Consider the following 11,697-nt stretch of genomic DNA (forward strand, 5'->3'; position numbering starts at 1 on the left):
GATTTCAGGGGATCGTGAGCAACGATTTCGCAGGATCGTGAGCAAGGCTTTCGGAGCCTTGCAGCGCTTCGGCCGACAACTCAACCGGCTTAGGGAATGACCTCGTGGTTAACGAGGAAGTCCAATGCCTACCCAGAGATTGTCGATGCGCCGGATCAAGGAAGTCCTTCGGTTAAAACATTTTCAAGGCCTGCCAGAGCGGGCCATCGCGCGGAGCGTGGGCGTCAGCAACGGCGTTGTGCACAGCTACCTGAGCCGCGCCCGCTCTGCTGGGTTGAGCTGGCCGCTTCCGGAGGGAATGACCGATGAAGACCTGGAGCTTTTGCTTTTCCCGGCCCCACGACCAGCGTCTCAGAGCCCGCAGCGGCCGGTGCCCGACTGGAGCTACATCGATAAAGAGCTCCGCCGGCGCAACGTAACCCGTCGCCTGCTCTGGGAGGAGTATCGCGCCGTTAATCCCGACGGTTTCGGGTACACGTGGTTCTGCACTACCTACGAGGCCTGGAAGGGGCGGGTCCGACCTTCGATGCGGCAGATTCATCTGGGCGGCGAGAAGGTGTTCGTGGATTTCGCCGGCGACACCATCGACATCGTCGATCCCCTGACCGGGGAAGTGCAGCCGATGAAGCTGTTCGTCGCGGCGATGGGCGCTTCGAACTACACCTACGCCGAGGCCTGCCCCAGCGAGAGCTTGGCCGACTGGATCCGGGCCCACGTCAACTTGTTCACGTTTTTGAGCGGAACGCCGACGTTCGTGGTCTGCGACAACCTCAAAGCCGCCGTCAGCAACCCCGACCGCTACGATCCCGGCCTCAATCGCACTTATGCCGAGATGGCGAGCCATTACGGCACGGCCATTCTCGCCGCACGGCCGCGGCGCCCAAAAGACAAGGCGAAGGTCGAGGTCGCGGTGCAAATCGCCCAGCGCTGGATTCTGGCCCGGCTGCGCAATCAGCGCTTCTTTTCCCGGGCCGAGCTCAACGCCGCCATCAAGACACTCGTCGACGAACTCAATGCTCGTCAAATGCGTGGCTTCGGCTCAAGCCGCGCCGAACTGTTTGCCGAACTCGACAAACCCAAGCTAACCCCGCTGCCAGATCAGCCTTATGCCTTCGCACGCTGGAAGCGCTGCCGCCTCGCTCCCGATTATCATGTCGAGGTCGACGGCCATTGGTACTCCGCGCCGTATCGTCTGATTGGCGAGCTGGTCGATGCCCGTATCGACGATCGGACGGTCGAGATCTTCCACAAGGGCCAGCGGATCGCCAGCCATGCCCGCGCGCCCAACCGACGCGGACACACCACCATCGCCGACCACATGCCCAGCGCCCATCGCCGCTACGGCAAATGGACCCCCGCCGCGGTGATCGCCGCCGGCGAGCGGATCGGTCCTTCGACAGCAGCGTTTTTCCAGGCCGTGATCGACGCCCGGCCCCATCCAGAACAAGGCTTTCGAACCTGCCTTGGCATTCTGGCGCTCGTCAAAAGCTACGGCGCCGACTGACCGGAATGGCCAAGGCCTTCGAGGAGCAGCGCCGATCGCCCGATCTCGAAGCCCTGCCGTTCGAAGATCGCATCGGCCTGTTGGTCGACCGCGAAGCCGCCGAACGCGACACCAGGCGGCTCACCACGCGCCTCAAGATCGCCGCACTGCGCCAGACTGCTTGCGTCGAGGACGTCGATCTGCGCACCCCGCGGGGCATCGACCGCGCCGTTTTCGCCAAACTCGTCGAAGGTCGCTGGATCGATCGCCACGAGAATTTGCTCGTCACCGGGGCAACCGGCCTGGGCAAAAGTTGGTTAGCCTGCGCGCTCGGCCACAAGGCCTGCCGCGACAACCGATCAGTCCTCTATCATCGCGTTCCAAGGCTGTTCGAGGCGCTCGCGCTCGCGCGCGGAGACGGACGCTACGCCCGGCTCCTCAAAAGCCTCGGCCGCGCTCAGCTTCTGATTTTGGATGATTGGGGACTATCGGTGCTCACCGCCGCGGAACGCCGCGATCTGCTCGAAATCCTCGAGGACCGACATGGCCGCGCATCCACCATCGTCACAAGTCAGCTCCCCGTGGACACCTGGCATGGAGCCATTGGGGACCCCACGGTCGCCGACGCCATTCTCGATCGCCTCGTCCACAACGCCCACCGCCTCCAGCTCACCGGAGAAAGCATGCGAAAACGCAGCGCCAAAACCATCACCCTTGACGGCCAACCAGAACACTGACTCTATCTCCCATCGGCCGTAGCGGGCTGCTCACGATCGTCTGAATTCAGTGCTCACGATCGCGCGAAATCGATGCTCACGATCCGTGAAATCCGCATTGTGAAGTGCGGATTTCGTTGGGTGCACCGCGCAGATGTGCGTGAACCCGAGGAAGTCGAACGTCTTCGGGCGGCGTTGCCCCGGCGCGAGAGGCGCTCGGCCGCGTACCGTCCAAATTTCAGAATCCGGGTCTTCTCCTCATTTAGCGAAAGACCGAACTCCGCTATTCGCTCACGCAGGGCGTCGAGAAGGCGTAGGACCTCGGTTTTATTTCGAAGCCCATAAGACTGCCGCCGGCATAGCTGCCGCTGCTTCTCCACTCGTGGGTCCAGAGGTCGAAGACGTGATGCACATTCATATTTACGAAGAGCGGCGGGAGCACCGCCCGTTGCCGCGTACTTACTCGTGCTACGGGCTTCGATCTGAATTTTCATTGCACGCAAGGAACTCGCAACTGACGGCATTTCTGATTCTAGAGTGGCCAAGTTCAGAAACATGGCGAAGAAGCCCGCGCACTACATCGCACAGGCGAATCGAAAAAGATTCGGGATTAGCGGGATGAAGGAGATCGTCACGTGACAACGCCAGCGGTCAGCCGCTTGCGTATCAAATCAATCGCAAGAGCCGGAGGTCTGACGGAAGATGAGTTCCTGCCCGCCGCCGTGCATTGCCCGTCAGTAGCGGATCCGGCGCTGCAAGGAAGGCGCCGCGCTTTGGCAGGGGAGCGGAGCTGGTCGGCGACGCAGCGCCATTACGCCCGCGCGTCCTCGGCATCGTCCTGGGCGCACACCGTGGCGATGAAGGCGGAGACGAGGCGCCGTGCGCTCTTGCCGGCACGTGCCAGCGCATTGCGCATGAAGTGGACGCGGCAGCGCTAGTGGCGTTGAGAACTTCGCCGACCGTGGCCGTGATCCCTCATGAGTATCGGAGACGACGAGCCCGTAGCCCCGCAGGCCGCGGCGGACGAGCTTGCGCAGGAGCGCGGCCCAGAACGTCTCGGCTTCGGATGGGCCGACGTCAATGCCGAGCGCCTCACGCCGGCCGTCGCTGTTAACTCGACGCGATGGTCACCGCGACCGAGACGATGCGCCCCTGCTGACGCAGCTTCACGTACGTGGCCGATCCACAGATAGGGCCGATCGCCCTAGAGCGGGCGGTTGAGGAAGGCCTTCACGTTGTCGCCGATCTCACTGCACATGCCGCGCCGGTCATGCCTTCGACCACCAGCGCCATCAGCCGGAGGCCGAGTGTGTTCCCTAGTCACGAAGGCAGCATGAGCATCGTCGTTATGCGAGACGATGCCGCTCCGTCGGGGTCGATGGCCGCATCACGCATGGAAGGCAATCATCGGAACATGAGAGGCCCGATCGGGTCCACTGGATTGGTCTCCAGTGGGGGACAGCGGCGAGGCACTGCCAGAGCCGCGGTCCGAGCTGAGGTCGGGAGTCGGACTGGTCCATAGTACCTGTGAAGTCGTCGAAGGAAACGAGACGTATGGAGGGAAGGGGCCAGCCCGAGGGGAGCCCGCGCGAGAAGGCCAGGGTCCGGACACAGAGCCGGGTTGCCTTGCCGCCGAACCTCGATCGGGTGAACGCGGCGGCCAAGCGGGCTGCCCAAACCCGGTTCACGGCCTTGCTGCACCACATCGACGAGGACGCTCTGCTTCGGGCGTTTCGACGACAAAAGCGGCAGGCCAGCGCGGGGGTCGATGGGGTAACGATGGCGAAGTACGAAGAGGGGCTCACGGATAACATCCGCGACCTCTGCGGACGGGTCCACACTGGTCGCTACCGGCCACAGCCGGTGCGGCGAGTCTACATCCCCAAAGCCGATGGCGGTAAGCGGCCTCTCGGTGTGCCGGCGCTCGAGGACAAGATCGTCCAAAGCGCGGTGGCCGAGGTGTTGAGCGCCGTCTATGAGGCCGACTTCCTTGGGTTCTCCTACGGCTTCCGGCCGGGGCGGAATCCTCATATGGCGCTTGATGCCTTGCATACGGCGATCATGAGCCAGCGTGTGAACTGGGTGCTCGATGCCGACATACGCAGCTTCTTCGACTCGGTCGACCACGAGTGGCTGTTGCGGATGGTGGCGCACAGGATCGCCGATCCTCGCATCCTACGGCTCCTCGAGCTGTGGCTGCGGGCCGGTGTTCTTGAGAGCGGCGAGAAGCGAGAGACGGACAGGGGCACGCCGCAAGGGGCAGGCATCAGCCCGCTCCTTGCCAACATCTTCCTGCACTACATCCTCGATCTCTGGGCCCACCAATGGCGTCGTCGTCATGCCCGCGGTCGCGTCGTGACCGTGCGCTATGCGGACGACTTCGTCATGGGCTTCGAGAGCAAGGCAGATGCGCAGGAAATGCTCTTGGCCCTCAAGGTGCGGCTGGCCAGCTTTGGCCTGATGCTTCATGAGGGCAAGACGCGGCTGATCGAGTTTGGCCGGTTCGCGGCCGTCTCGCGTCAGCGGCGCGGCGAGCGGCGACCAGAGACCTTCGCCTTCCTCGGCTTCACCCACTACTGCGGGCGGACCCGAGATGGCCGGTTCATCGTGAAGCACAAGACGGAAGGGAAACGCCTGACGCGCAAGCTGACGGCGTTGCGCCAGGACGCCTGGCGGCTCATGCACGCGCCACTGGCCACGCAGCACGAGCGGTTCGCCGCCGCACTGCGCGGGCACTACGGCTACTATGGCAGGCCGCACAATTATCCAGCGCTCAACGGCTTCTACCGCGAAGTGCGTCGGATCTGGCTACGTTGTCTGAGACGACGCAGCCAGAAAAGTCGGCGCATGGGCTGGTCGGAGTTCGACACCCTGACGGCACGCTTCCCTCTGCCCGTTCCACGCATCACTCGCACTTGGGCGCAGGCGCGGATATGACGCGGGTTACCCTCGGGAAGAGCCGGGTGCGGGAAATCCGCCCGCCCGGATCTGTGAGGGCGAAAGCCAAATGGCTGAGCTACTCGACCGCGCCTCTCTTGCTCTGCAGAGTGCGGTGCTGCCGAATGCTTACTTGATCGATAGCTGCTTGAGATCATGGTGGCACTGGAAAGGTCGGATTTGCTCACCGCCCGGCATCGTTGAAGCGTGCTTCTAAGATCTCCGGAAGGAGGATCAGACGTGGTTTTAGGTCCGCCTGAGCAGCTGTCCGAGGTGCCGACGAGCCCCTCATTCAGCCAAATTGTGGCTGATGGAAGAGAAGAACGCGGCTTCCCGGTAGGCTCTCTGCCGTGTAGAGCTGACCGTGGATAAAAAAAGCGGTCATTGGGACGTCCCGGCTCGGCAGAAGGCCTAGATTCTGCAATATGTCGATCACGGCGGGCGAAGCCTCTTGGGAGGCGTGCGTCCAGCCGTCGCCCAAGAACTCTCCCAGTTCAGGCACTTGCGGGACTGGCTGATGGCCTGATGCAGGTGCGGCAGACGGCAGAGGAAGGTTCGGCGCCAGCGCCGAGGGAGCGTCCCTACTCCATTCGAACGGAGCCGCCGAATCAAGCCCTGGCGCAAGACCGCCGTAGATATCTGAGGAAGTCCTCAGTGCCGCAGGCCTAGCTTCGCCCGGCAAAGCGGGCCGAGGGTGATGAATGAGCTGAACGTCCTTGGGCCCTTCCGGTCCCAAGATGGCCGTGTAGCGTTCGCCGCCGATCTCAAAGTTCATGATTGGATGTTCCACAACAGGCAAGAAGTCCCACTCGCCTAACTTGGACAGCATCTCGTCGGGGGCCGGCTGGGTGCGATGGGAAAAATTCTTGGGAACGGCGAAAGAAACATCAAACGTATCGCCGACAGCGGGCGACAGCAGATGGACGAGCTGAACATCGTTGAGCCCTCCCGGTCCCAAGACGGCCATATAGCGCTCACCTCGAATGTCGTAGGCCTTTACCCGCTGTGCTGCATCCGGCAAGAGGCCCCAGCGGCGAAGCCTGTGCATCATATTCGGCGCGGCCTGAGTCCCGTGGGAGAAATGTTCGGGAACGCTCAAAGACGCATCAAAGGCTTCGCCGGCTGCTGCGATCGTCTGCTCAAGGGTGGTCTGCGCCGCAGCGCCTTCGTTCATCATCTGTCCAGAGTGGTCTTCAGAGGCGAAATCGGGCTGCCGCAAGCTCGGATGCCAAGCAGGGGCATCGAAAGGCGCTTCTTGAGCAACACTCTGCGCTGGCGAGGGAACGGTTGGACTCATCGTTGGCCAAGGCATCAGCGCATCGAAGGTCGGCGTTGGCAAAAGGTTCTCGCGGTCCGCTGCATCGAAAAGCGCGTCCTGAGGGACACTTTGCACCGGCGAGTGGATGATTGAACTCATCATTGGACCAGGCACCAGTGCATCGAAGGTCAGCGCGCGAAAGAGGTTCTCGCGACCCTCGGCATGGAAAAGCGCGTCCCGAGGGACACGTTGCACCGGCGAGGGAATGGTTGGACTCATCGTTGGCCAAGGTACCGGCGCATTGGAGGTCGCCGCCGACAAAAGGTTCGCACGATCCGCGGCATCGAAAAGCGCCTCCTGATCGACACTTTGCACCGGCGAGTGAACCATTGAACTGACCGTTGGCCCAAGCATGGTCGCCGGCAAGAAGCTCTCGGCTTCTGCAGCATCGAAAAGCACGTCCTGGGCGACACTTTCCGTAGGCGAATGGACGGCCAACCCCACTCCATGCCAGACCTGCGGAGCATTGAACCCCGGCGGCCGTGAGCTGCGCTCATCTGCATCGTCCCCAATCGGCTGCTCATCGGCCGGCATAGCTGAGGGGGTGGACGGCTGGATGACCTGGCGCGAACTGCCTCCTTCTCCGCCTAAATTGGTCTGCAGGGTAATGGCGCGATAGTCCCGAAGGCCATTCAAGGCGGAGATGAGCATCTTGTCCTTCGGGAACAACCTATCCGCGTGTCCGAGCAGTTTATCATCACTGAGGTCGGCAATGGACAAGGGTCGGAGCGCTACCGCCAACTTCCGCAGTCCGCTCGCATAGCTCTCGGCCGTTTTCCTGCCGATCTGTCGACCAAAACCTGCCTCGGCGGCATCCCTGATAAGACCCTCATCTTCCCTGGAAGGACGATAATGTGTTGAGAGGGGGCGAGCGTTGGCGTCGGGCTCGCGGTACCGACTGATCATTAACAATGCTGGCGCGATGACCCTGTCGTTTGGCAGCAGCTTCCTAGCGTTAGCGAGTAAGGCATCGTCATCGAGCCCAGCAATTGATTTGCCGGACTTCTTCAGCCCCTCGGCGAATTTGCGAAGCCGACGATCATAAATTTTGACGGTGGTCTCACTCGGCGGCGGCCCTCCATTGAGAGCAGCGGCCGATGCCGCCTGGATGAGGTGATCGTCTTCCTCAGTGACATCATGAAGCGCCGCGTGCGGATATACAGGGCCCGCCTCTCGCACGCCTGCCAGGTGCTGCTCAAACGCCACATGCTTTTGATCCGGCTGTTCCACGGCGGCATCCGACGCAGCGGACGCCTTATCGGCTGGGTTGATCGTGTTGAATCGGTCCATGTTCAGTCCGCAGGGCTCGCTCTCTCGCTATTTCGCTACTCACGTTTGCTTTCCAAAACCTGACATCGCCAAGCGGAAAGGTAGAATGAAAGGATAAATGATGGCTCGCAATTGCCTTCTCTGCGCCTTGCAGCATCGCTCGTGCGCCTGAGCGCCAGGTGCTGCACAGTAGGTTCCGACAAGCGCTTAAAGCGCCTATCGGAGCGGCTGCACATTCTGTGTTGTTGGTCCCGCTGCGTCCGGCGCTGTCGTGCTTGCTCCATCTTCTCCGTTGCCCTTGTTGCGCGCTGCGAGAGTAGAGTGACTAGCAAGAGGAGCGGCGGCGCGATCGCCATTTACCGTGCTGACAGACCGATTATCAACCAGGTCGAGCGGATCGTTCACCATCACTCCCAGGTTGTTTTTGGTCGAGCAACCAAGAGTCGGTTCGAACGAATTGTCGTCCACTGCTGGTCCTGCGATCAAAAGCGACGGACAGTTCGGAAGATGCGCTTCAAACGTAATCGCCTCGATCCTGACGGCGGAACGGCCCGATAAATTGAGGGGAGAAGCGGACAGCCGGATGTTAGAGGGAACAACCCCCATGGCGCGTGCTTCGTGCGCCACCTGCGCAATGAGCTTATGGGAGCCGCTGACATCCACATGGAGCGCATCCCGCCGGCCACCACTTGCGTCGGCGATAAAATTACGCAGCTGAAGCTTTTCGAGGGCATGGAGGCTCTGCAGAAGCAAGACACGCTTTTTCTGTTCGACCTGGACTCCTTGTTCGGCAGGATTGGGATGGATCGACGCAGTATTTGCGCAGCCCCCCAATATTGCGGCAAGGACAATCGAATGGGACAAATATCGCATGTTCATATGTCGATCCTCATTCGATGATAAAGCCGGCGTTGCCCGTCAGTCCCGGTGCGCTCGCGCGCGGCGCATCGCGGCCTTGAGGCGGCCGTGCCACCGTGTTCGTCAAGATGCGGCCTGCATCTGATGGCGGTGCGATGCGGTTGGTCGGAATACTTATCTGGCTTGGATTTGATCCCGGCCGTACGATGTAAGGTGTAACAACGATAACTAGCTCGGTTTCGCGTTTTTGAAACGATGAAGAGCGAAAAAGCGCACCAAGGATCGGTACGTCGCCGAGCCAGGGAAACTCGCCGATATCAGTGTTGAAGTTGCGCCTGATGAGGCCGCCGATTGCAAAGCTCTGGCCGCTGGCGAGCTCGACCACGGTGCTCGCCCGCCGCGTCGAGAGGGCAGGAACCGCCATACCATTGATCTTGACTTCGCCTTCGGTCGATAGTTCGCTGACTTCGGGCTTCACACGGACAACGATCTGGTTGTTGCTGAGCACTGTCGGGACGAATTCCAAGCTCACGCCGAACTGCCGGAATTGGACCGAAACCTGCCTGTTGTCCTGCATGACTGGGATCGGAAACTCGCCGCCGGCGAGGAAGCTTGCGGCTTCGCCGGACATTGCCGTCAGGTTCGGCTCAGCCAGGATTGAGGCGAGGTGCTCACTGGCGAGAGCGTCGAGAACAGCGCTGAGGTTGATATTGCCGGTGCTAAACCCGATCCCAATCGTGCCGCCGCCGCCAGCCCTGCCGGACCCTCCCGGTTTGCCGGTGGCAAGGAAAGCGCCGTTTGGGCCCGAGGCGGTGAAGTTGATGTTGAGATCCTTGACGGCGGTGCGGGAGACTTCTGCTACGCGCACGCTGAGATTTACCTGCAGTGAGCCGGCGACCTGGATCTTGTTGACGACCGGGGCGCCCGCGCCAACAAATTGCTCAGTGACCTTCCTCGCAGCCTCAACGACATCGGCATTGGGCGCTATACCGCTAAGGATCGCCCCGCGCGGGGTATAGCTGACCTGAATTGGATAGTCGCCGACCTCGGCCTTGAGCGCGGCCCGTAGATCCTCGAGTGGTTGGGTTACGACAATACGCAGCTCGGCAAGAGCCTCGCCGTTTTCGTTGAGGGCGAACAGGCTCGTCCGCCCGGACTTTTTGCCGAACACGAAAATTGTACTGCTCGACGGAGCTTGATAATCGGCAATTGCAGGGTCGGCGACAAAAATGGTCGCCGCCGGTGCGCTCAAATGCACCGTCTTTCCCTGTGACGAGGTAATATTGAGCGTGCCCGTGGTGCTGCCGGGTGCCGCACGTGGCATCTCTCCTTTGCCGTCCCGCTTGGTCTCGGCTGAGGCCGCAAGCGGAAACAGCAAAGCAAATCCGCATAGGAGGTAGCAGAGACGATTGAGAGCGGCAGAGCGTTGTGGGTTGGTGATCGCAGGCGGCTGGGTAGCGCCGGCGGCATTATTAAGGACCTTCAAGCGATTGTTGCCTTTAAGTGACGCTGCTAGGCAGCCGATGCTGTGCCAACGAGTTCAAGAGTGTAACCGACGCCGCGCGCGGTCTTGATTCTGAGCGTCGCACCCGCCTGGTTCAAATGCGCGCGTAAGCGATAAATCCCGACTTCCAGCGCATTGGTCGAAACCTCGTCATCGAACGCGTACAAGCTATCTTCCAGCGAAGCGCGCGGCACAGTGCGGCCGGCGCGATTGAGCAGATGCTCGAGAATGCACACCTCACGCCGAGCAATCCTCAGGATCCGGCCACCCACCGAGACTTGTCTGGCGATCGGATCGAAATGCAGATTCCCGAATGTCACGACCGGCGCCGTCATTTGCGTTGACCTTCGCAAAATGGCCCGCATGCGAGCGATGAGTTCGTCGATCGACACAGGCTTGGGCAGGAAATCATCCGCTCCCGCATTGAAGGTCGCGATCCGGCGGCTGAGATCATTGAGACTGCTCATCATCATTGCCGGCATTGATCGTCCTTCGCGCCGCAACTGCTTCAACCAGTCCAAACTATCCCCATCCGGCAAGACGGACTCCAGCAGTACGAGGTGGTAGTTTGCGCAATCCAGCGCGGCTGACGCCTCATCCAGCGTGGGCGTCACGTCCACCGCGAACCCGCAATTCACGAGCGTTGCCTTCACAGCGCGGCCAAAGTCCGCATGATGATCAACCAGGAGAATTCGCATCCATCGCCTCTCGTCCGTCCTCGGCAAGACTTGAGCGTGTTAGGGTTGACCAAGAGATCCGGCGACTGGATGCTGCCGGTCTGGCATGAATTCGAAAAGCCGTAGACGACCCGCAAGAGCTTGTTGGCAGGCGACCGATGCATGCGCATCCATTGACATCGGATATGTGACGGCTCGCGGCGGGTCGCCTGGGCGGGCGGCGCAGCTCAACATATCCGTTATGTTGGCAAGAGCTCTGCGATGACTTACGGGGTTGAGAGCCCTGGCGGCGCACTGATGCATCTGTGGGCGGCACATAGCAATGCCTGCATGCGCTGCGCGAATGCTAGCGGTAGTGATCGCGCGAGACTGCCCCAGCGAAAGCAAGGCACGGGCGAGATCAGCTGTATTTGTCGTCGAACAGGCTTGCGAAACCGACATTGAATACTTCCCAGTTCGTCTTGATCCGCGGTCAGTCTTGCGAGGCTGTTGGCCGTAGTGCCGTCAAGTCGCGGCATTGCAAGTGTTCCGCGCTAAAGACACTTCGCGCGCTATGTGCCGGCCAATGGGGCGTAAAAGGCCGAGATGCGACGAAACGATCAACGCGTCCTTCGGGACAGACGTCCTCTCGTTTGCCGGCGTTATCCAAGTAAGATGTCAACCGTTCCAATGCTCGGTCGCTTCCGAGGCGTTCTCCGTCCCAACTGAGCTAGTGCTGCCAATGAAGGACAAATTACGTGCGGCATTGCTGTCGTGCCTTGTCTGAGGCGGCGACGCCGGCTCCATGTCGTCGGATCGGGTGCACGGCTCAGGAACTCTGCCTTTCGTCGGCATAGGCGAAACAAAGACTGCCCGCGTTGTTCTCGCGCGCTGGATCCAGGTCTGCCTGCGAAGACGGCGCTTCGCCCAGCCCTCACAGAGCAGATGAACGATGC

At 61.2% G+C, this 11,697-nt stretch carries 6 protein-coding genes and 2 pseudogenes; 3 read left to right on the forward strand and 5 right to left on the reverse strand.

Features of this window, described 5'->3' with window-relative positions; translation table 11 throughout:
* Positions 1 to 124: 124 nt before the first annotated feature.
* Together istA and istB are read left to right on the forward strand one after the other, a co-directional pair.
* A pseudogene (gene istA / locus AB7008_RS07740) lies at positions 125 to 1,501 on the forward strand (IS21-like element ISFK1 family transposase); the annotation flags it as partial.
* An 8-nt stretch (positions 1,502 to 1,509) separates the two neighbouring features.
* The gene (gene istB, locus AB7008_RS07745) at positions 1,510 to 2,220 is read left to right on the forward strand and encodes an IS21-like element ISFK1 family helper ATPase IstB (protein ID WP_014497929.1); all 711 of its coding nucleotides are present in this window, start codon (positions 1,510 to 1,512) and stop codon (positions 2,218 to 2,220) included.
* A 793-nt stretch (positions 2,221 to 3,013) separates the two neighbouring features.
* On the opposite strand, the pseudogene AB7008_RS07750 reads toward istB, so the two are convergent.
* Positions 3,014 to 3,454, reverse strand: a pseudogene (locus AB7008_RS07750) (transposase); the annotation flags it as partial.
* Between the two features lie 272 nt (positions 3,455 to 3,726).
* Here AB7008_RS07750 and ltrA point away from each other — a divergent pair.
* The gene (gene ltrA, locus AB7008_RS07755) at positions 3,727 to 5,136 is read left to right on the forward strand and encodes a group II intron reverse transcriptase/maturase (protein WP_028170458.1); all 1,410 of its coding nucleotides are present in this window, start codon (positions 3,727 to 3,729) and stop codon (positions 5,134 to 5,136) included.
* A 292-nt stretch (positions 5,137 to 5,428) separates the two neighbouring features.
* Here the strand turns inward: ltrA and AB7008_RS07760 are convergent, their stop codons facing one another.
* The 4 genes from AB7008_RS07760 to AB7008_RS07775 all read right to left on the reverse strand — a co-directional run bounded on the left by AB7008_RS07760 (position 5,429) and on the right by AB7008_RS07775 (position 10,783).
* A complete protein-coding gene (locus AB7008_RS07760) occupies positions 5,429 to 7,744 on the reverse strand; it encodes a hypothetical protein (protein ID WP_011084646.1) in 2,316 nt (771 codons plus the stop codon).
* Positions 7,745 to 7,939: 195 nt separating this feature from the next.
* The gene (locus tag AB7008_RS07765; RefSeq protein ID WP_011084647.1) at positions 7,940 to 8,602 is read right to left on the reverse strand and encodes a CpaD family pilus assembly lipoprotein; all 663 of its coding nucleotides are present in this window, start codon (positions 8,600 to 8,602) and stop codon (positions 7,940 to 7,942) included.
* A gap of 10 nt (positions 8,603 to 8,612) precedes the next feature.
* On the reverse strand, positions 8,613 to 10,067 hold the full coding sequence (locus AB7008_RS07770) for a type II and III secretion system protein family protein (protein WP_014497926.1): 1,455 nt from the start codon (positions 10,065 to 10,067) through the stop codon (positions 8,613 to 8,615).
* A gap of 26 nt (positions 10,068 to 10,093) precedes the next feature.
* Positions 10,094 to 10,783: a response regulator gene (locus AB7008_RS07775; protein ID WP_011084649.1), complete on the reverse strand. Its 690-nt coding sequence runs from the start codon at positions 10,781 to 10,783 to the stop codon at positions 10,094 to 10,096.
* Positions 10,784 to 11,697 lie beyond the last annotated feature (914 nt).

This window comes from Bradyrhizobium sp. 521_C7_N1_3 (genome assembly GCF_052075975.1).
GTDB classification, from domain to species: domain Bacteria; phylum Pseudomonadota; class Alphaproteobacteria; order Rhizobiales; family Xanthobacteraceae; genus Bradyrhizobium; species Bradyrhizobium japonicum.

Coding starts and splice junctions, on each gene's coding strand:
- AB7008_RS07760 (WP_011084646.1), bottom strand. CDS start 7,744: ATGGACCGATTCAACACGATCAACCCAGCCGATAAGGCGTCCGCTGCG.
- AB7008_RS07775 (WP_011084649.1), bottom strand. CDS start 10,783: ATGCGAATTCTCCTGGTTGATCATCATGCGGACTTTGGCCGCGCTGTG.
- AB7008_RS07765 (WP_011084647.1), bottom strand. CDS start 8,602: ATGAACATGCGATATTTGTCCCATTCGATTGTCCTTGCCGCAATATTG.
- istB (WP_014497929.1), top strand. CDS start 1,510: ATGGCCAAGGCCTTCGAGGAGCAGCGCCGATCGCCCGATCTCGAAGCC.